We start from the raw sequence: 21,841 nt of genomic DNA, 5'->3' as shown, positions 1-21,841 counted from the left end.
ATTTCTTTCAATTCTACCAAAAAAATAAGGGAGCAAAAGCTCCCACTATTATTCTTCTCGGCTTTCCAACTTAGACTCAATCCACTGATGGATTTCCCAAGCTGACCAACCAATGCGCATTTCAGTCAATCGTATAGGCTGGGGAAATGTAGGATCATAATACTTTGACTCCTTATTGATCATTTCATAAATTTTAGATCGACTAAGGGCAGTAAATTCAACTACATGCTTAATATTAATGATTTGGTTCATCTGAAAAGTTTGACCTGTGAACGCATTCATGATGTTTTTCTCCTGATCAATGATGCGAGCGCATTTCGCTCAAACAATAGGCCAATTCCGTAAGAAATTATTTTTACTAGTTCAAGGCCTGTACCGACTGTTGCAAACCTTTCTGAATATCCTGAACATGGCCTAAGTCATGAGTTTGTTGTTGCTGCTCTGGCTTCGATTCATCACTGTAAAACTCCTCAACAATATCCAAACCCTCTTCTCCACCCACCTCAAAGCTTGCATTGCCATAACCCTGCCGTGCCACATGATCCAACGCCTCCTGATAAAATCCTGCCACCTTGCTTTGTTCATCCATCTGCTTGGCTGAGATAATTGCCTCCTGTAAATTGATCCCATCACGTAAAGTTAAGTCCACGTAGTAAATCGGGGTACGGTAGCTTTGGGTGGTGCTTTTACCTCTTAAAGTCAGTTGTAAAGGTAGGCATGAAAGCAAATCACCTGATGCAGCATGGTAGTAACGCAACCGTGCCGCCAAAGTACGGATACTATTAAAGCCTGTGGTTCTAAAGATGAATGTGCCAAATTCATCTGATTCATCCAAATTGACATACAGCCTACCGTAGGGTTTGCATAGCCCACCTTGCGCCAGTGGACATAAATCAGGGGATGGACATAGATGCTGTTCAATACCATTTTGCCCAAGTCGCTGACAGGTTTCCCCATTGCCTGAACAGATCAAGCGTCCAGTCTGGCGGTCAAACAGGCTGTACTCTGCCCGCAGGTTTAGTTCAGGATCATTAAAGATCATCCGTACAGGTATGGTTCTCAGTTTCTGGTTTTGTGCCTTGGCACGTAACTGCTCATCCAATGGATGTTTCACCCAGCCGTCCTTGTTCTGAATCTGACTGGTGATGGTAAATTGGTCGTCCCGTTCAGGCAGTCGTTTTCCGTTCTTTTCGACAATCTTGCCGATGCTAATACGACCTAAAACAGGTGGTGTGATGGCTAAACCTTTAATCATAGGTATGTCCTCTGGTATTTTCTTACTGATTCACTGCTTTATGTGAAACGTTGGAAATATTGAATAAATAGATGTGATCGATCAGCAAAAGCCCGTCCATATTGTTCTTCCCTCGGGAAGAACAGGGGCGGCTTTTGTCATTTTTGAATTTGAAGGAATTTTTAGGTCACTTTATCCACCATTGGGATAAATCTGAAAACGCCTTGTTCCTGCTTTGGTTTGAGGAAACTGCTGTAAATATTCAGGGTATTGTTTAAGCAAGGATTTGCTGTCTAGGCTGATAGAGTCTTGTGACTTTTTCCAAGTGACTGAACCACCTGTAAATACCGCTCGCTCAGCCTCTTTCATCATCATTTGCAGTTGATGTTTCAGCTCATCGAAATACTGCTGGTGCTGTTCAACCTTGTGCTTCTCCTCTATAAGCTGGTTGAATAAGTAGTTGGCCTGTTCATTTTGGGTGAGGTCTTCCACCAGTAAGGGTACTTGTTCAGGGTAGAGTTGTTGCAGGGCTTTGGCTGCTGAATCTGAAGCATCAACACTGGGTGGAATATCCGATTCCACACATTGCCAGAAGTGACGTTCGGCATTAATCAGGTGTTGAATCACGGTTTCATTGCGTGTGACTTTGAAGATTTTAGTTTCATGCCCACAGATCAAGGCACAGATATGTGCTGCCTGTTTGCCTGTTACTGCGAGTTGATGTTGTACTTGGCATAGTACATACAGTGGTACACCATCCCGCCATAGTTTTGAGCCGTACTCGCCTACAGTTTTACATTCTAAGATTTGAACTTCTTCATTGCCCACCACGGCATAATCCAAATTAGCCAACATAAAGTGTTTGTCTTCATCAGGATGTTGCAGCACTGCATTGACTCGACGGACTTTGTGGTTGGTGTGCATGCTGTAGTATTCAGCCACCAAGGGTTCAAGTTGTTTACCCCAGTACAAGGGTGCATAGCCTGCACTTTCGTCCTCAATATTTTGTTGCATCCGACCTGTTTTAATCATCCACAGTTCCAGCATCGACAGATAAGGATTAAGTCCACAGGCGGTGGCGGCATCACTGCTACCGATGCCCTGTTTTCGGACTTCAAGCCATTGCTGGTAGTTCATCTGCTTGGTGTTGGCAAAGCGTTTGGCTGTGGGTATTTTTGCTTTTCGGGGTAGACGTTTGCTTCGTGTCCCAACTTCAATCTGCTGACTCTGTTGGTTTAGGTTCGGTAAATAAGGTTGTAGTGGTGGATGGTTTAGGGTGTATTGAATCTGGGTATTGATATTCATTGGACTGTCCTAGTGGGTAAAATGGAAATTTGCGGCATAAAAAAGCTGCATCCGAAGATGCAGCTTTAGAAAATAAATTTGAGTTAAGTTTGCTTAGGCTAATTTAGGCAATCATTCTTAAGGCCTGTTCCAGTCCACGCTGTTTAACAACTGCACCCGCACCGAACCAAGCCGAATCAAGACGGTAGTCCTGACTCATGGCTCGACGCTCGTGGTCAACAAATTCCGTGATACTGCACAACAAACCGTAGGCGGTATCCTTGGCTGAGCTAAGTTCAGCCCCTCGCCCATGTCCATTAAACATGGTCATCACCTTGGACATGGCACGCCCATTGGGTTCAGTTTTATTGTCAGCTTTGTTCGTTGTGGATATTACTGGTACTTGATTTGGCATTGCTGCATTACGGTAGAACTGGACAATACTTTCATCCTGCTCGGCAATACTCAGGCTGGTATTGTTAAACACTGCATCAAAATAGGCTGCGGCTTCCTGCTGTGTCACTTTACGCTGGCTGAGTTGTTTCATTTCATACATGTGCTCATCCCATGCACGAACCGAGATGCCGAGTTGCTGTTTCACTTTCTCTGCATCAAATCGGGTACTGTGGGGAACCTTGACCACACCAGCATTGTTCGCTGTGCTGTTGTGTGCTTTGAGTGCAATCGCTAAAGTGTTGTTACACACCACACGAATCGAAGTAAATTGTGCTGTGGTGGCAAGGGTTCCATCACAGGCAGTTGCCAATAAAATGTAGCCATTACTGATATCCTTGCCTTTTAAAGCTGAGCTTTGTCCTGTTTTAGCTAGTGCCCAGAATTTCTTGCCACCTTTCAGTACCCCTGCGGTTTCCAGTTCAAAACCTGATTGTTCAGTCAGGTCTTTGTAGAAATGCAGGATTTCCATGGGCTGTACTTCCTGAAAGCGTTGGCTAACGACGGATAAAGGTGCATGGGTATCAGAGCGGTACAGCACCCGTTGTTCCTCAAACGGCATGATGATGCTCTGCCCTTTTTCATTTTGTGCCATGTAGCTAACATCCGAAGACTCAATGCGCCAGTCCATGCCTGCCTGTTGTGCCCAGACCTCAATGGGTTGGTTTGGTGTGAGTTCATTGCCTAGGCCATGCCAAGGGGTTTGTCCTACAAATGCCATAGTTTCAACTAAATGTGCCATATGGTTTTCCTTTTAAAAGATTGAAATTGCATGATGCAAATTCAGATTTTGTGCATAAAAAAAGGCCTGCTGGGGGAGCAGGCCAAAGTGAGAAGTTGTTAAATGCTTTTGAATACATTGATTCACCTAGATGGTATATATCTGAAATTTGTTTAAATTCATTTTGTTCATCATTTAATTTTTCTGAATCAATAAATTGACGTGTTCTTTTTCAGCGATTATGATTCCCATGCTGGCCTACATTGCCAGTCGGTTTTGACAGACCGCTTATTGGGTTGCATCAGAGTTATTCTTTTCTGAGGGATAATTTTGAGGGTATATCTCGTCTCCTCCCGTTGCGGTAGGACGGGAGTGGGACACTTTCGAGTGTGCTGGTGTCAATCCAATCCAGTCTGTCAACCCTCTCTCGTTCTGCCACCATAATAATGTTTTGGTAGAACTTCTTTTCCCTAAGAGAATTCTATTAACATGGAAAAATATAAGTTATCAATCCTTTGCGGGGCTATGGTATTAACTGCTTGTGGCGGTGGTAATGGCGGCAATAACAACTCTACAGAAGTAAAACCTGAACCAATCCCTACTCCAACCTGTACAAATACCCAGTATCTTGAGGGAAATATTTGTAAGGACAAAGTCGCTCAAACCATCACAGGTCTAACCTTACCCAACTCAATCAATGTAGACCAAACAGTGTCTTTATCTGCTCAATCCAGTGCAGGCTTAGTACTTACATATACCAGTAAAACGGTTGATCATTGCCGTATTACTGGTGATCTTGGTCAGCAAAAAGTTGAAATGTTTAGTGTTGGCGTATGTACCATTGAAGCCAATCAGGCTGGTAATGGTAAAACACTTGCAGCACTCCCTGTTTCCGCTTCATCCACCATCTTGCCAGTGCTGACGACAACAGGTATTACCTTGTGTGGTACGAATGATAAAAATAACCTTGTTTGTAACGCATCTAATCTGGGTGAACTACTCGGCTTAGGACAGGATGCTGAAGTTCAGGCTGGGAAAAAAATGACCTATAGCCTGATAAAACATAACAATGATGAGTGTATCAAGGATCAGATCACTGGTTTAGTCTGGGAACAAAAAACCGCAGATGCAAAATTACGTGACAGCAACTGGCGTTACTCTTGGTTCAATGCGAATACTCAAACCAATGGTGGCAATGCAGGTTCGCAGGCTAGCTCGACTACCTGTGGCTCTACGCTAACAAGTTGTAATACAACTGCTTATATCGAAGCCCTGAATAAAGCTAACTATTGTGGTTATAGTGACTGGCGATTACCAACCCGTAGTGAACTGATCAATCTGACAGATTACTCATCAAATCAACCCTCTTTAAATCCTATCTTTACCAATACGACTGTTGTAGATCGTTATTGGTCATCAACCACGAGTGCGAAACAAAGTACTCAGGCATGGATGTCTGACTTTAAGGATGGTGCAGCCAGTCCTGCTTTCAAGGACTATATGGGACATATCCGTGCGGTACGTGCCAGCCAATAACAACACCACTTAAAGATAAAAAAGGATTCTAAAATGAAAGCATCTTATAACGCTTTGTTGATTACTGTTATGAGTACCTTATTGGCTCACACTACTTATGCACAAACCTGTAACAGCCAAATCAAAAAAGTTGTACCTGACACACGTTACCAAATTGTTGAAGGTAGCAATGGCAGCGAAGTGAAAGACATTAAAACAGGTCTGATCTGGCAACGTTGTAGCGTAGGGCAAATGTGGGCAAATAATCAATGTTACGGTACACCACAGAGCTATACATGGTCAGAAGCATTACAAAAAACCAAAGCTTTGGGTAACGGTTATCGCTTGCCCAATGTAAAGGAATTACAAACTTTGGTTGAAGAAGCCTGTGTAAGCCCTGCCATCAATGAAACAATTTTTCCGACAACTGCCATCAATGACTATTGGTCATCATCTCCAAAGGCCAGTGATAACCGTTATGCGTGGTCAGTCAATTTTGAGGAAGGTACAGTCAATAGTGATTCCATTTACTACAAGACTGCCAAAAAATTTAATGTTCGTGCTGTTAGAAATTCCAATTAAAACATTTTTGTCGATTGCCTGAGTGCTGCTTATTCAGGTGATCGTCATGCCTTATGGAGGAAAGGTCTATGAATAAGCCAAATAAGGCATGGATGATCTCAGCATCTTTCCTGCTACTGACCGCTTGCAGTAAACAGGAACCTGATATTAAACAGCCTCAAACAACTGAAGCTAAACCAGCCGAACATTCCAGACTTGACCAATTGAAGTTATATGCGATTAAACAAATGTACGCTGAAACTCAAAAAGTAGAATCTGGCAACGACACACTTCCTCGTTATTCCACAGATAGATTTAAGTCAATCCTAGAGATGACCAAACAGTTTCCTGGGGAAATCTGTGGATACAATAGCGACGTTATCATGATGTCACAGGCTCCTGACTATACCAAAATGAATTTCAGCTATAGCTTAAATCAACAGGGTCAGGTTATTGCCAATCTTGGTCGGGAATCGATTGTTTACGAATTAGTGTGTTCTGCCAATTCTTGTTTGGTAGATGATGTGATTTTTCCTGAATATGGAAACAGGCTAAGTTCAGATATTCAAAAAGAGTGTGGTGAACTGGCTCAATATCATCAAGAGCAACAAGCGGCGCAAGAACAACCCCATTACCAATTTTCTTATCATATTGAAAGCCAAAACATGAGTTTTGGAAATCAATCTACCACTATATACACCCTCGTTATTTCATCAGAGTCAGATAATCCCGTAGAACTCAACAAAATTAGTGTCAATCGAGGTAATTGTCCTGTTCACATCATTGGAGACCAAAACAATATTCTTCAATTTGGGCAGAATTTCAAGTTAAGACTACATTGTGATGGAGTCGATGTTAAAGAGGTACGTCTGCTCGTTGACAAGGACAAAGAATTCGTAATGAAGTCTCGGTACTAAATAACGAACGTATTGCCATGAGTAAACGGCATGGTCAACAGCCAAAAAGGAATTAAATATGAAAAATATAAATGTATTCAAAACCACTTTACTCGGTGCATTGTTAGCAACCTCATGTGGCCTATATGCAAATCCACTACCAAGCTATAAAGGTATCCCCAAATCAGACCCTAAATTCGCACAGTTTATGCAAAAAAATAATAATAAACTGGTTCAACTCGACCTTACCATTAAAGACCCTAGTGAATATGATGACATCAGCTATGGATATAAAGGCGTAAGTCCAACATTCTATATCCCGCCTAAAGGCAAGCTCTATTATGATATCTATATCGATTGTGACAAAATTGATAATCCAAATGCGGAGAATAGCATTCAGAGATGCTCGCCATATGTAAAATGGAATACACAGACGGGGCGATTAACAGGCAAGTTTAAGGTTCTGGACAAAGGTAAAAACGGAATGGGTAATAGGCTCTTCATGCTTGTTGCAGTTAAATAAAGAATTTATGACCCTCAAAAAACAGGGAGGCATAAATTGCTTCCCTGTCTTTCTTCAGTAAAAGGATTGCCCACAATGCTGGCATTGAAAGCAAGTCTGCACAGTTTGGGTTGAAGCAGAACCAAACACTGTACCCAATAAACCACCGACTACGGCTCCAGCAATCCCTCCAACCAAGGGGGACACAGGCAAGGTTTTTGATAATGCAGCACCCATCGTGGCAAATGATGCTGACGATGCCAGACTTTGGTTGCCAGCTTGTGAACCGCTATTTTGTACAACACGGATCACATGCTCTGAATGGCAATATGGACAATTGATTTGCATAAGATGTACCTCTGAAATAAGAAAGGCTTACCATTGTGGTAAGCCAATAAAGAGAAGATGTTTCTCATCTAGATGGTACATATCCAAGATTATTTATAGATTATGAATTATTCCGATAACGACGATAATTACGACGATAGCTGCCTGTGCCAAAAGTACGCATTCTATAAGGTTTCACACGTAGGTACTGATCAGTCTTTTCGGGGTTGACCAAATATGAACATGCACTCTTCGCATTTTCCACAGACTTATGATCAGTTCGATAAATCATCCCAACACCTAGTTTATCCAGCTTTCTAAACTGTTCTTTATGCTCCGTACTGTTACAATTAAAACCATAGCCATCTTGTTGCGTTATCTGCTTCCAGCGCTCAATTACCTCATTGGCATAGTAGTAATCTTGTTTTCTCACTGCACCGTTATAAATCAATAATAAATGGCAATGGTAGCCTTTTTCTTCCCCTTGTTCTAATGCCCAAGCATATCCCTCTAGATCACTAAAACACTTGTCCCCATCCTGAATATATCCAATAAGCTTACGGACATCATCCCTAAATAAACGAATATCAATATTGGCGTGTTCTTCTTTCAAATAAGCCAAGTCCACCCTGACAAATAACAGCTTGCTATAGTGCTGAATTAATTGATCAATATAGGTGATTAGTTGCTGACGGTTATGTGCCTCTGATTCTTCAAATTCATCTACTTCCCTTTCATGATGTCGTACAAAGCGATGAAAGATATTTTTGATTTCATTAAATGTCATCTTATTCAGTTGTGCATAGTCAACCTTGCCATAAATGGTATTTTGCTTTTTCAACTCTAGAAAAGCTTGAATATAGGCTGAATACCATAGGCTAGCATCATATTCATAGTTTATTTTCTGTATGAGGCTCACAAGTTCTTGCTTAAAGCCATCCCATGCACGTCTGTCAGATATGGTTCGTTTAACAAATGCCTCTATTTCGATTATTAACTTTGAGTGATTACATGTTGGGTAACGATTCATGACCTAATCTCCTATGTGTTATGACGCTACATAAGAGAGGTGAAATATGTTTTGAATTACAGGTGATCACTCTTGTCGAGACTGTAAATAAAACTGAGTAATTATATCTCTTCAGATTTCCATATAGTTTGTACCATGATGTTCTGTAATACTGTTATTTGTAATAGTTGCAATATCACATTATTATTAATATTTAATAATATTAATAACCTACTAAGCAAACACACATGAACCAAGTATAAGAATAGGCATTTAGCCAGCATTTCATCTCTTCAAACAAAATATATCTCCATAGACACAACGGAGTAGTTGCTGGAAATCATGTTTTTAAGCTATCCCTTTCAACGATATGGAAGCGGAAGTTATCTCCAACCTAAGAAAATTATAAATAAAATGATGGAGGCTAAAGCTCCCATATAGACACACTCATCGGCTATTCAACTTGTTCTCAATCCATTGATGCACTTCCAGAACAGACTAATCAATCCGACCAGTGGTTAAATATATAGGCTTCGAAAATGTAGGTCATAACACCTCATTTTAGTGTTTATAAGCCTGTAATAGTGGCGGCTGATACCTCTTTAAAGAACACAACGTGCTTTAGATCGATGATCAGATGCATGGTAAAGGTTTCACCAACAAATATATTCATTCTGAATTCTCCTCAATGATTAGACTGAGCTGATTTCGCTCAAATAATCATTAAGTTATGTAAAATTAATATCAAAATTGCATTTTCAGGCTCAATACTATTTTTCCGCTTCATATTTATTACTAGATATCACATTTACTACTCTCTACCGCATCAAGAACCCGTTGAATGAATTTAGATCTAAGGTCATCAGAGGAAATTACTTGCTCTTTCTTATCAACATGTTGCTGATCGACACTCTCAGCTTCCTCAATTTTTGACTGAACTAAAGTAGTTGCCTGTTTAGGTTTTGATTGTTTTCTTTTATCTGAAACTACATGCCCTTTCAAAAACTGATCCATATTTTTACTACGATCACTTTCTTCACTCGGGATAAGATTTTCTAGCACATCAAATTTCCATCGGCACAACAGCCCATGAGCCGAATAAAAATCTGCAATTTCAGCTTTGAACAACCCTAATGTTTTACTGTCATGATATCTAATAAGTAAAATATCGGAAGGGTTCCCAGATGTTATCAATTGGCATGATTCAGCTTTAAGATTCCCATCTTTAAAAACATTCATGTAGTTTGGTCGTGTGGCTGCTGATGCTTTTTTATTCTTAGAAATTTTTTGCTCTTTTGTAGAAATATAGAATTTCCAGTACTCACTTACCTTTGTGCTGGTTTCAACCATATGAACTTTATTTTTCTGATCATCATAATCCAATAAATTCTTAGCACTAAAAATCATTGTAATATCAGCATTTAGCACATTATCTATAAATACACGTGTACCCACATAAGCAACTAGACTCTCACCACTGATTTTTCTGGTACGGTTCAAATTTTTTAAAAAGTCTGTAAGCAACGCATTAAACGCTGTAACATTCTCCGTTGGGGTAAAAGCTTCATTTGGTTGATAGGAAAACTCCATCCGAAAAGCAAATACATCGTGCTTGATTGCTTTATTTAAATAATATTTTGCTTTAGCTTGATTGCGTTTGACACTAACTACTTCCTGTTTTTCAATGTCAAATAAGATAGGTTCCCCTTTTAAAGTTTTAGCACGATAATATTCTACATCCTTAAAACGGGTCAGATATGACTTAAGATTATCTACCCCAGACAAACTTTTCTGAAAACTCCATGGATTCTCCACAAACAGGCGCAGAAATACTCTTACCCGCCACCCAACATAGGCTAAGTCCCTTATTTGTTCTATTAAACTAAGACCAAGTTGATTTAACTGTTGCCCTATCACCAAATACTGCTTTGCTTGCTGTGATAAACATTTCAAGGGCGATTTTTCAATCTGACTTTGTGGCAAATATTCTTCAATCAATGCCTGAATTGGGTTGTGCTGGATCAACCGCATGAAATGCTCAATAGATACTAATAACTGTACACAGTTCTCCTGCTCTCTCCACCCTATAGGCAACTTGTTTTTGTATTGCAAATAAAGTAATGCTAACAGCTTTAAATCATCTTTGGCCTTTTTTGGTAAATTATTATTTTTCCAAATCTTCTTACTTTCAGTACTGAAGTCCAAATCAATAAAATTATCAATTCTTTCAATTTCCGTTTTGGTCTGATGTTGCCGATGACTGATACTCTGATTATTAACAGGAGGTCTTTCAATTATCCCTAGCGAAACAGAATGTTCATCATGTCTATCCACATAAGGACTATCAGCTATGCATGAGAGATTAGGCTTAAGGAAATAATCAACACAATATAAGTAGCCAAGTACCCAATATTCAAATGCCTGCCTTTCTGACTTAGAACGTGCCTTAATGACATCTTTGTATTTACTATCCACCAAGTGGAACAGGCGCCCCAAATCACGTATATCAACTTTAAAAGGCTCAGTACCCCAATGGTCATTAGCATTCATCTGTAATTCTAATTCTTGTTGGATAGCTGCCCGAACCATTCTTAAATCCAACGAACCATGGCCTTTAAACAATAATACCCACTGTAAAATAAGGCTTGCATTTTGTCCAATCTCAATACGTGAATACTCAGCAAGCAAACCATACCTATCCGCCAGTAAACGAAAACAACCTTGTAAACCATCCCTCTTCTTGCCTAACGTAACCCACATCTTTTTTATTGTAGTTTCTTGTGGTGTCAATTTGATCTCAAGGCACATTACACGTAATGACTTATGTTTTGCCAGAAATTGATTAAATTGATTTTTACCTTTTTCAAACTTTTCAAAAACATCTATCTTCATTTCATCAGCAAATAGCTCGACTGCTACTGGATCGATCTTTTTTATATTTTCCGATTCAGCAAGTTTCTGTTGTTGACTTATTTCATCTAACTCAGACTGTTTTTCTACTGCTGACTCCTCAATCAAAGTTATTGGTTCTGTCTGCCCTACATGTACACCACCCAAATACTTCTCGAAGAAATCAAAAATAGCTTCGTGGGGAAATGTTTCAACTTTCCACTCACCCCCTTTTTTCCAAAAAGGAGAATCAGGATACTTCGTAAGGTACGCAATATAGGATTTTACATTCTTACTAAAAAAGTGCGTTGGTCGTGCACAATCAATTAAGTCACGCTCAACACGCAATTCTTCATAAAACCTTATAATCTGATTTAGTCTTTGTTCATCGCCATGTTCTTGGGCAACGAAAAATTCATCCCGTGTAGGATAGGCTCTGTCATAAACCAAGCCAAGCTGACGTTCTAGATTCTCCAATAGACATATAGTTTCAAAAAAAATGCCCTCAGAAATCTTTTTACTGCGATCTTTGTAGCTTGCCCATTTATGGTCATATCTTTTTTTCAAGAGACGAAAAAGATCTTCATCCCTGATCAAATACACATCTGAATCGTAACTCTTAGGATAGGTACCAGCATGTTTCGGTCGGTCTGTATACACGTCATCCACCTATTGATTCAATACAATTAATAACTCTGTAAAATAAAACCTGATAGCCTTTAGTAAACAGATAAATATTTAGCTAATATACTACATATAACGTAGGTATTTTCTATGCTATACACTTTAAAATATAAAAAATCTAGATTAAAATTCCAATAAAATAAACAAAATTATCCAGTTTTAAACATCTATTATTCCATTAGATAAATCATCATTCGATTATGCCATCAACATCAGTCATGTCGATTTTTTTAATTTTTATCGACATAACCTCCTATCATGTTTATGCTATCGACATAACTTACGCTCATGTCGATTTTTCCTATTCGTATCGACATAACAATAAATACTGGAATAAATACGATGACCCAATGGAAAGCAACTGAACCATATAACGATCTCCCCCCATTACCACCTGAACAGGATGTAGAGACCAAGACAGTACTCAAGCTATGTATTGAAGCCAGAGCAGCATTGGCTGAGTTAAAGCAGGCAGGCGAACTTATCCCGAACCAAACGATCCTGATTAATATCATTTCCCTATTGGAAGCAAAGGACAGCTCTGAAATTGAGAATATTGTCACCACTACAGACAAGCTATTCCAGCACGCACACGGTCATGATGATCAAGCTGACCACGCCACAAAAGAAGCCTTAAGGTGTCGAACGGCACTCTATAAAGGTATGCAGTCCATTTCAGAACGTCCTCTAAATACACGTACCGCTATCGAAATATGTCAAACGATTAAAGGTGTGGATTTGGATATCCGTGCAACTACAGGCACAGCATTGAAAAATAGCTACACAGGGACGGTAATTTACACGCCACCCTATGGGCAGGAAACCATCCGTAACCTGTTATCAAACCTAGATCAATTTTTACATTACAACGAAGACATCGATCCATTAGTCAAAATGGCAATTGCTCATTATCAGTTTGAAGCCATTCATCCTTTTGTTGATGGCAATGGGCGTACAGGACGAACTCTCAATATTCTGTATTTGATGGATCAGCAACTACTCACCTTGCCAACCCTCTATCTGAGCCGTTTTATCAGTCAAAATAAAGCTAGATACTACGAACTGCTATTGAGTGTAACTACACAAGAAAATTGGCAAGAATGGATTTTATTCATGCTACAGGCAGTGAAAAATAGTAGTGAATGGACAATTGCCAAAATCAAAGCGATCCAACAATTGCATGAACATAGCATCGAATACATTAAAAACCATGCTGAAAAGATTTACTCAAGGGAATTAGTTGATGTAATTTTTGAACAACCCTATTGCCGTATTTCTAATCTGGTGGACAAAGGCATTGCCAAAAGGCAAGCTGCATCCACCTATCTAAAGAAATTAGTTGAGTTAGGAGTGCTAGAAGAAATCGCTGTTGGCAAGGAAAAGTTATTTCTACATCCAAAGCTTTTGCACCTCGTAACCAGTAATGAAAACCAATTTAGCCCTTATAGCAATTCGTAGACGTAGCTCAAGTAAACTATCTGAGTTTTTACTACAGTGCATATTCATACCTACAATAGAAATGTTTCTTATTTATAGTAGATCAATTAATTAAATTAGCCATATGGCTAACTTATTAACCCGAGAGCAGACTATGGCAAGTGGAGCTAAGATTGGCAAAAAAGTACGTGCAGCAAGAAAATCTCTCGGATACACACAACTAAAGTTATCTGAATTGATACGAATCAATAAAACCACTATTTCCGAAATTGAGAATGGACGTTTTACTGGAGCTTTTTATATTTTTGAACATGTATTGGATGCTGTTGGCTTACAATTTGAAGTCACTGAAAAGAAACACACTCTACCCGACTGGGATCAGATTGAGAGCATGTTCTCTGAGGATGATGAATAAATACTTTTAATTTTACCCGCATACGGAATGTATTTCTATTTTTCTACAAAAACTGGGAATATAGTCCCAGTTTTAAAAGACGTTCTGGGAAGAAAATATTTATACTGGATGTTATTCACCAAACAATTGATCTTACTGTTGCAGGTGTCTAGCGGCTCATCTTTAAGATACTTAAGGGAAAATAGAAATTCATGTATAATTAAGAACAGCAGAGGTGAGCCTCGATGTAAATTTTTCCCTTGGCGATTCAGCGTCCCTACCTTCATGTAGTTGGGGGTATAACTGGGGGTAAAATAAAAAATACTATTTAAAAGTTCCATTAATTATCATATATTTAAATTAAAAAGTTTATTCCCTCTCTCGCCAAGATTATTTCAGACGACATCCGACGATGTCTGAAAAGCTTAGACCTAAAGGGTTTAGGCTTTTTTTATGCCCAATACACTACGGCGAATAACGGTAGTATACCGACAACTTTGTCGGTATATTTGTCGGTATAAATCAGAATCAGCCAAATTTTGACCCCCAAATTTCCATGGAATTAGCTTCAAATCCTAGGTTGAAAGCTATTTAAAACCATTGATTGATTGGAATTTACTGCGGTCAATTTGGGGGGAATTGATAAAAAATCAACAATCAAATTAAATTTATCTGTTTGCTCATTTTTTCGCTTGTTTTTTTAAATAGATTCTGTAGAATTATCGCCACGTTGCCGGCATAGCTCAGTTGGTAGAGCAACTGACTTGTAATCAGTAGGTCCACAGTTCGAATCCGTGTGCCGGCACCATCAAATTCAAAAAAGGCTTACTTTTAAAGATTAAGCCTTTTTTATTGCCTAATTTTTAACTGCGCTGACCTGAATATAATGCACTAAACCATCTTGATAGAGTTTTCTACATAACTTTGCTGTCATATCAATTTTTAATTGTGCCAAGTCAAAATGTTTCCTTTGTTTTCTCTTATTTTCAATATAGACAGCAAAACCATTTAAAACAGGTTCGGAAAAATCCTGAATTTCAATCTGGGTAAATCCTTTTTGTATAAGCTTTTGTGTTAATTGTTGTTCACCCATTAAATTTTGCCAATTTACATCAGCGCTTTTGAGCAAATAACGGTATTGTTGTTTTTTTAAATTTGAACACTCTCGCCAAGCATCTGACCACATCAAATAATGAAATGCAATTCGACCTTTTGAATTCAAAACCAAAGATGTCGAATTGAGAAATGAATTCAAATCACTGTGATAAGCTGCATCTATACACAGCACTACATCAAATAAATTTAAAAGTTGCAGTGCGTTTAAATTCAAAAATGATCCACAATGAATTTGAACTTGGGCTAATTGTTTTTGAATTCGTTTGGCATATTCTGGCTGTAGCTCAACCGCACTGAGTTGTTGAATCTGATAATACCTAAGCCAATGTAAAAGACTTGCTCCCTGTCCACAGCCCAGATCTAAAACATGATCAGATTGTTTGAGTTGAATAGAAGCAGCGATTTGATCCGCTAGGCTTTGGCAAGCCTGTGGGTAATCATCATATTGGTTCTGCCAATAACCTAAATTACTCCAAGCAAGTAGAGAATCATCTCCGAGACGTTTTGCATCTATTGCATATTTATGTCCGAAAACTTTCTCAATCCATCCTTGCTTGGAGTAAGCCATATTTAATAACCCAGTTCTGGCGCAACTGAAACTTTCGGTTTAAGCCCAACGAAAGGCAATGGCGCACCTAAAATTTCAGAAATATGCATCGCCGAGGTCACCGCAGATTCTAAAATTGGTAATCCATCACATGACCACGAACCACAATAAAACACTTTACGATTGAGGTCTAAATGACGTTTTTGAATTTGTTTATTCAATGCAACTGTCTCTGAATCAACAACAGCACGGGTGAGCTGTACCTTAGAAATAATTTTCTTAGGGTCAATATCAATTACAGGGCACCAAGTTTGGAATACGGCATTTTTGCCGACTAGGCTTGGTTCGATTGAATTAATCCACACAGTGAATTGCTGGCGGCTAAAATTCCGATCCATCATATAACTTAATACTGCCCAATCTTTACGGCGTTGTGGCATCACGATTGGATCGGTGTGAATAACCAAATCACCTTGTTCAAAACGGAACTTTTTCAGTAATGCAATATCATCTGCAAATTGTGGTTGCTTGAGAAAATTTTCAATGGCTGGTGTTGGTGTTGCAATAACAACTCGATCGAACAATTGGCTTGCACCTTGTCCATTTTCTACCAAAATCTTATCGCCTTGTTCTTCTACTTTTTCAACAGGTGAGCCACTATGGATAGTAATTCCATCAATGAGTCGATTCACGAGTGCAGGTGTTCCCCCTTTCATTCGCAATAAAGCTTCACCTTCTGTGAGTTGGCGAATAAATTCTAATAGGGGCTTGGCTGGCCACTCACCAATCGTTTTTGGATGGCATGTGCAAATGGTATAAAGCACTGGCATTACCGTACCATGCCAGAACACTTCCTCAATATGGTATTGATTCATGAACTCAGCTAGGGTGATGTCTTGATTATCTGATTTGAAAAATTGATGTACAGCTGTTTTGAGTTGTAGCATCCCTTTTACCAGACGCCAGCCATATTGCTGTATCCCTTTACGGTTATTAATAATTGGGAAATTTCCAATTCGGCTACGTGAAGTTGTTAGCCAAGTATCTGTTTTATCTTCAAATAACCAACTACAAGCCATAAATGTACGCACAGGGAACGTTTCTATTCCCAAATAGCTGGCTAAACTTAAAGTATTTTTCCAAAGTTTTGGGTTCATCACACGTAATGGTGCATCAATTAAGCCCCCATCAAAGTCTATACTGTGACTGTCCATGCCGCGCCCAGCAAGTGCTTCGAATATCGTTACGTTATGTCCTGCATCATGTAGGATTCTGGCTGAGGCAAGTCCTGCCATACCACTGCCGATAATTGCAATATCCAAAATTATGTCCCATCAGTTGATGATTTTTCTTGATTATGACTGATAGTTAACCTAAATACGGTATTAAAAAATACCATATTCTGCATTTAAGCTAAACTTTTGTCTTAATGTGTCCATTCACTTATTGTTACATTTTAACACACTTCTTATTTTAAGCTTAAATCAATGATAATATTAACTATATTTTTTTATACATTAAATAAATATACATAACATTCTTTATTTTTCCATTTTTACCCTGTTAGGGACTTTGCAAAGCTGAAATTTAGCGCTATTGTGATTAAATAATAATCAGAATCGAGTCACGTAACAAACTGGATAATAATAAGTGACCTAATATTAAAACAATCAATAGAGAGCCTTATAGCGAAAGCCCATAACTTTAAAGGAGTTATGGGCTTTGTTATATGTGTCTGTATATAAGGAAAATTAAGCTTTACATGCTGCCAAATTTACCACGATTGAAATCATTGATCGCATCTTTAATCTCAGCTTTGCTATTCATAACAAATGGCCCATAACCTTCAATCGGTTCATTCAAAGGTTGACCTGTTAAAATCAAGAATTTACTGTCTTGCTCAGCCTTGATCTTAAAATCAATTTCTTCACGGCTCAGTACAACCAAGCTTGGTGCTGCAATGTGTTGAGCATCATTTAAAATCACCTCACCAGAAAGTAGCACCAACAATGTGGTATGTCCTTCGGTCACATAAAACGTGTGTGCTTGACCCGCCACAATTTTACCATCCCAAACATTGACTGGACTGAATGTTGTAGCTGCGCCAATTGTCTCTTGATATTGCCCAGCAATCACACGCAATTCACTCCCTACATCATCCAAGTGAATGCTTTGGATATCTGTTGCTTCAATAGCTTGATATTTTGCAGGCGTCATTTTCGAATGAGCTGGCAAATTTACCCATAGTTGTACCATTTCAAACAAACCACCTTGATGAGCAAATTCAGGGGAATGAAATTCTTGATGTAGAACACCACCTCCAGCTGTCATCCATTGCACATCACCAGCTTTAATTGTACCACCGCCACCACTTGAATCCTTATGTGTCACTTCACCTTGATAGGCAATCGTTACGGTCTTAAAACCGCGGTGCGGATGGGTACCCACTCCTTGTTGAGCAGTTGTTGGTTCAAAACGGTACGGCGCTGCATAATCTAAAAGTAAAAATGGGCTAATCGCTTGTCCCAAACGATCATAAGAAAACAAATTGTACACAGGGAAACCATCACCAACCCAGTGCATATTTTTATTTTGATAGATACCAAGAACTTTCTTCATTTAGTTTCTCCTATTCAGGTAGAAATTCTTTTCTTGAGACTCATTTTACGCCTTGATGATCAACGCTTATAGATATGGTTTAACAACAAATTATTCCACAAACAGGACAATCTTAAATTTTATAGATAATTTAGTACTAAATTAGGGTCTGTTGACATTTGCTGTATAAAAAATAGCGAGTAAGTAAAATTCAATATTTTTTTAAAAATAAAAAAAGGCATAAAACCAAGTTCATGCCTTTTTTGAATCAGAAGATCTAAAACAATTTAACAAAACCTACTCTCTAGGGTGTGCTAAAATGGTAAATCATCATCTAAATCAGCAGGGGCAGTCGCAGGCTGAGGTGCTGATTTTGGTGTATTAAAACCATTTCCTGCTTGTGGACTACCAGCATAATTACCTTGATTACCGCCAGCAAAACCTCCGCCCTGACCATAACCATTTTGGTTGTTGTTATAACCCGTATTTTGGTAACCACCACCTTGGTTATTGTTGTTATTAAAACGTGGTTGATTAAAGTCACCGCCGCCTTGTTCGCTTTGTTGACGCGTATCTAACATTTGCATTTGATCGCCACGAATTTCAGTACTGTAACGCTCTTGACCGTTTTGATCTGTCCATTGACGAGTACGTAATGAACCTTCGATATAAACTTTTGAACCTTTACGCAAATATTGCTGTGCAATTTCGCCTAAACGGTTGTGTAACACAATACGATGCCATTCTGTTTGTTCTTTACGCTCGCCTGTATTCTTATCTGTCCAAGACTCACTTGTTGCAATCGAAAATTGAGTCAGGGATCCACCATTTGGAAAAGTTTTGGTTTCAGGATCTTTACCCAAAGTACCTACTAAAATAACTTTATTCACACCACGCATTAGCTGTCTTCATCCTATATATTTCTATGTTTTACTTTATAAGAGTTATGTTTAAATGGCTACCTCTTTGCCAATCAAGTGCGTTAAATCTTGTCGTCCAGCATCATCTATACACTGTTTATCGACTTTAATATAAGCAACTTGTTGTTCAGGCATCACCACGACTTCTTCAATACCACGAATTGCCAACAATTTTGAAGTCCATTCGTCCGTTTGTGTCATTTGAGGTAGAGGCAACACAATTGAAGACAAATATCGAGGTTGAGCCAGCCCAAAACTGACCAACAACCAAAGTATAGCAATCCCAGAGAGGACACTCCAGCCAAGTGCAGTATTCTGTAACATCAGAAGCTGTCCGCCCAAAGTACCCCCAAAAAAAGCACCTAAGAATTGGCTACTGGCATTTATTCCCATCGCAGTTGCTTTAGATTGAATAGGTGCAACTTTCGATAACCAAGATGGCAATAACGCTTCCATGACATTGAAGGCGATAAAGAAAATACCAAGCCCTGCGAGCAATACATATTTCGATTCATAACCAAAAATAAGAATCAGTAAACCCACAATAATTCCAGCAATTGCTGACAAGAAAATACCACGCATTTTGCGATATTTTTCAGCAATAATAATACTTGGGAAAGCAAAGAACAGACTCAGCACCAATAATGGTAAATAAATCAAACCATGTTTTGCCAGTGGAATTTGTGCATATTCAATCAACTGAGAAGGAATATAAATAAACATTGCCGTGAGCAATAAGTGCAGAGAAAAAACAGAGACATGTAAGCGATTCAGATCGCCCATTTGAATGACTTGTTTCAACTGCGATAAATAACCTTGTTGGAAATTGCGATGATGTCGTGTGACTTTAGGCACGAGCAATAACATCAAAATCGCAGCCAATCCCATAATCGTTGTCACGAAAAATAGTCCAGAAATACCGACTAAGCTAGTGAGCCAAGGCCCTAAACTAAATGCCACTACGAAAGACAAGCCAATACTCATCCCCATCGCTGCCATGGCTTTAGTCCGCTGTTCTTCACGGGTCACATCGGCCAGTAAAGCCATGACTACGGCTGAAACTGCACCTGCACCTGCAATCGCACGACCAATAATCACACCATAAATTGTGTCAGATAAACCTGCTATCGCACCACCAATCGCAAATAAGAGCAAACCCAGTACAACCAATGGTTTACGACTAAAACGATCAGCCAACAAACTAAACGGAATCTGCAAAATTGCTTGTGTTAAACCATAGACCCCTACAGCTAAACCAATGAGGGCAGGCGTGGCATATTGATAAGATTGTCCTGCCACTGAAAAGACAGGAATAATCATGAACAAACCCAACATGCGTAAGGCAAAAATGCTGCTTAAGGCAAAAGTTGAACGGCGTTCTAAAGCATTCATTATTGATAAGACACTATAACTGGCTTAGCGAATTATAAGCGATTCGCTTAACAAGGTTGTAAGTAGATTATGAAAAACACAATCTTTAGGAGAAAAAATAAAGGAGCAAATCGTGCTCCTTTATTTAAAATATACCACTTAGCTGAAAATAAGCTTAAGAAGCTTGCTGTTCTCGCTTGCTATATTGAATCGATGCGATCACGGCCCAAACGATAAAGGCAACCCCGATCAAGCCCGTTACAACTTCAGGTACATGTAAGCCTGTACCACTTGCGATCATGATAAATGCCAAAGCGCCAATCGCATAATGCGCACCATGTTCCAAGAAAATATAAGCATCTAACGTGCCCTTTTCAACAAGATAGATGGTCATTGAACGGACAAACATTGCACCAATCGCAAGACCTAACATAATAATGACAACATCACTGGTAATCGCGAATGCACCGATCACACCATCAAAACTGAACGATGCATCTAGGACTTCAAGATATAAAAAACCACCAAAACCAGCTTTCACGACACCTGAAGCAGCGCCATTTGCATCATGCGTAACCGCATTACCATTTTCATCAATCTCTGGCTCACCACCAAGGAGATGACTAAGCACCTGTACGCCAATATATACGACAATACCCCAAATCCCTGCCATGGTCACAGCCAAACGTACAGACTCTTCAACATTGGCTGCCATAATAATCATGGCAATCAATGCGAGAAAAACAGACATGGCAGGTACACTGGCTAAATTTGCTAATTTTGCTTCTAACCACTTAAACCAATGCGTTTCTTTACCATCATCAAAGAAGAAGTTTAAAAACACCATTAACAGGAAAGTACCACCAAACGCTGAAATTTCAGCATGATGTGCCATTAAACGTTCTGAATAGGTTTTTGGATCATTCAATGCCATTTTAGCGACTTCAATCATGCCCATATCTGCCGTCACAGCAACAATAACGACAGGGAAAATCAAACGCATACCAAACACGGCGATTAGAATACCCACCGTTAAAAAAATCATTTTCCAAAAATGATCCCAATTACGTAATACCGAAGCATTTACCACAGCATTATCAAAGGATAGCGAAACTTCCATTACGGCCAAGATCGCAGTAATGGTCAATGCTTTAAGCATCGTAGCTACGCCTGCTTCAGGGCCATGCGTGTAGCCCCAATAGGCAGATAGTGCTAAACACACTACCGTAAAGAATATAGAAAAACGAAAATGCTTCATGAACAGCCTTATGCGAAATCGTTGAGTTATAAAAATGTAGCTATTGTAGGCGAGTTTCGACCCAAAAAGAGAAAAGATTGTTGGACTTGTTTGGCAAAAGAAACCATCCAAACCAGACTCTGTTA

19 protein-coding genes and 1 tRNA gene are annotated in these 21,841 nt (G+C 39.2%); 7 read left to right on the top strand and 13 right to left on the bottom strand.

Translation table 11 applies throughout. From position 1 onward, the window contains the following. Positions 1-48: 48 nt before the first annotated feature. From CDG55_RS02095 to CDG55_RS02080, 4 genes are all read right to left on the bottom strand, one after another. Positions 49-282: a helix-turn-helix transcriptional regulator gene (locus CDG55_RS02095; RefSeq protein WP_087535921.1), complete on the bottom strand. Its 234-nt coding sequence runs from the start codon at positions 280-282 to the stop codon at positions 49-51. 76 nt (positions 283-358) lie between these two features. Continuing rightward, positions 359-1,255, bottom strand: coding sequence for a hydrolase or metal-binding protein (locus CDG55_RS02090; protein WP_087535920.1), 897 nt, complete (start codon positions 1,253-1,255; stop codon positions 359-361). A gap of 171 nt (positions 1,256-1,426) precedes the next feature. Further along, on the bottom strand, positions 1,427-2,539 hold the full coding sequence (locus CDG55_RS02085; protein ID WP_087535919.1) for a YqaJ viral recombinase family protein: 1,113 nt from the start codon (positions 2,537-2,539) through the stop codon (positions 1,427-1,429). Between the two features lie 103 nt (positions 2,540-2,642). After that, complete coding sequence (locus tag CDG55_RS02080; protein ID WP_111313902.1) at positions 2,643-3,713, bottom strand: DUF932 domain-containing protein; 1,071 nt, start codon at positions 3,711-3,713, stop codon at positions 2,643-2,645. Between the two features lie 468 nt (positions 3,714-4,181). On the opposite strand from CDG55_RS02080, the gene CDG55_RS02075 reads away from it, so the two are divergent. The 4 genes from CDG55_RS02075 to CDG55_RS02060 all read left to right on the top strand — a co-directional run bounded on the left by CDG55_RS02075 (position 4,182) and on the right by CDG55_RS02060 (position 7,187). After that, entirely contained in the window at positions 4,182-5,228 is a 1,047-nt protein-coding gene (locus tag CDG55_RS02075) for a DUF1566 domain-containing protein (RefSeq protein ID WP_111313901.1), read from the top strand. A 33-nt stretch (positions 5,229-5,261) separates the two neighbouring features. After that, positions 5,262-5,789, top strand: coding sequence for a DUF1566 domain-containing protein (locus CDG55_RS02070; RefSeq protein ID WP_087537520.1), 528 nt, complete (start codon positions 5,262-5,264; stop codon positions 5,787-5,789). 68 nt (positions 5,790-5,857) lie between these two features. Next, the gene (locus tag CDG55_RS02065) at positions 5,858-6,685 is read left to right on the top strand and encodes a hypothetical protein (protein ID WP_087537521.1); all 828 of its coding nucleotides are present in this window, start codon (positions 5,858-5,860) and stop codon (positions 6,683-6,685) included. 58 nt (positions 6,686-6,743) lie between these two features. After that, positions 6,744-7,187, top strand: coding sequence for a hypothetical protein (locus tag CDG55_RS02060; RefSeq protein WP_087537522.1), 444 nt, complete (start codon positions 6,744-6,746; stop codon positions 7,185-7,187). A 54-nt stretch (positions 7,188-7,241) separates the two neighbouring features. Here CDG55_RS02060 and CDG55_RS02055 read toward each other — a convergent pair whose 3' ends face one another. The 3 genes from CDG55_RS02055 to CDG55_RS02040 all read right to left on the bottom strand — a co-directional run bounded on the left by CDG55_RS02055 (position 7,242) and on the right by CDG55_RS02040 (position 12,051). After that, the gene (locus CDG55_RS02055; RefSeq protein ID WP_087537018.1) at positions 7,242-7,514 is read right to left on the bottom strand and encodes a hypothetical protein; all 273 of its coding nucleotides are present in this window, start codon (positions 7,512-7,514) and stop codon (positions 7,242-7,244) included. 100 nt (positions 7,515-7,614) lie between these two features. Then, positions 7,615-8,523, bottom strand: coding sequence for a YagK/YfjJ domain-containing protein (locus CDG55_RS02050; RefSeq protein WP_087537019.1), 909 nt, complete (start codon positions 8,521-8,523; stop codon positions 7,615-7,617). A gap of 774 nt (positions 8,524-9,297) precedes the next feature. Beyond that, entirely contained in the window at positions 9,298-12,051 is a 2,754-nt protein-coding gene (locus tag CDG55_RS02040; RefSeq protein ID WP_162620825.1) for a hypothetical protein, read from the bottom strand. A gap of 366 nt (positions 12,052-12,417) precedes the next feature. Between CDG55_RS02040 and fic the strand changes: the two genes are divergently transcribed. From fic to CDG55_RS02020, 3 genes are all read left to right on the top strand, one after another. Further along, complete coding sequence (gene fic, locus CDG55_RS02035) at positions 12,418-13,533, top strand: protein adenylyltransferase Fic (RefSeq protein ID WP_087537021.1); 1,116 nt, start codon at positions 12,418-12,420, stop codon at positions 13,531-13,533. Positions 13,534-13,666: 133 nt separating this feature from the next. Continuing rightward, on the top strand, positions 13,667-13,927 hold the full coding sequence (locus tag CDG55_RS02030) for a helix-turn-helix domain-containing protein (protein ID WP_087537022.1): 261 nt from the start codon (positions 13,667-13,669) through the stop codon (positions 13,925-13,927). A 711-nt stretch (positions 13,928-14,638) separates the two neighbouring features. After that, positions 14,639-14,714, top strand: a tRNA-Thr gene (locus CDG55_RS02020). Positions 14,715-14,762: 48 nt separating this feature from the next. On the opposite strand, the gene CDG55_RS02015 is transcribed toward CDG55_RS02020, so the two are convergent. The 6 genes from CDG55_RS02015 to CDG55_RS01990 all read right to left on the bottom strand — a co-directional run bounded on the left by CDG55_RS02015 (position 14,763) and on the right by CDG55_RS01990 (position 21,716). Further along, positions 14,763-15,590 carry an SAM-dependent methyltransferase gene (locus CDG55_RS02015; protein ID WP_087537024.1) on the bottom strand — a complete coding sequence of 276 codons (828 nt, stop codon included), beginning with the start codon at positions 15,588-15,590 and terminating at the stop codon, positions 14,763-14,765. Positions 15,591-15,592: 2 nt separating this feature from the next. Continuing rightward, positions 15,593-16,891, bottom strand: a complete 1,299-nt coding sequence (locus CDG55_RS02010) for an FAD-dependent oxidoreductase (RefSeq protein WP_087537025.1) — start codon at positions 16,889-16,891, stop codon at positions 15,593-15,595. Positions 16,892-17,327: 436 nt separating this feature from the next. Then, positions 17,328-18,188 carry a pirin family protein gene (locus tag CDG55_RS02005; protein ID WP_087537026.1) on the bottom strand — a complete coding sequence of 287 codons (861 nt, stop codon included), beginning with the start codon at positions 18,186-18,188 and terminating at the stop codon, positions 17,328-17,330. Positions 18,189-18,481: 293 nt separating this feature from the next. Further along, positions 18,482-19,066, bottom strand: a complete 585-nt coding sequence (ssb, locus tag CDG55_RS02000) for a single-stranded DNA-binding protein (protein WP_005156773.1) — start codon at positions 19,064-19,066, stop codon at positions 18,482-18,484. A gap of 51 nt (positions 19,067-19,117) precedes the next feature. Next, on the bottom strand, positions 19,118-20,482 hold the full coding sequence (locus tag CDG55_RS01995) for an MFS transporter (protein ID WP_034602552.1): 1,365 nt from the start codon (positions 20,480-20,482) through the stop codon (positions 19,118-19,120). 151 nt (positions 20,483-20,633) lie between these two features. Beyond that, positions 20,634-21,716, bottom strand: coding sequence for a DUF475 domain-containing protein (locus CDG55_RS01990; RefSeq protein ID WP_005156777.1), 1,083 nt, complete (start codon positions 21,714-21,716; stop codon positions 20,634-20,636). Positions 21,717-21,841: the final 125 nt, after the last annotated feature.

The sequence above is a fragment of the Acinetobacter sp. WCHA45 genome, from assembly GCF_002165255.2.
Taxonomy (GTDB): domain Bacteria; phylum Pseudomonadota; class Gammaproteobacteria; order Pseudomonadales; family Moraxellaceae; genus Acinetobacter.
The sequence above is the reverse complement of the archived record's forward strand: the minus strand, read 5'-3'. Positions and strand labels throughout refer to the sequence as shown.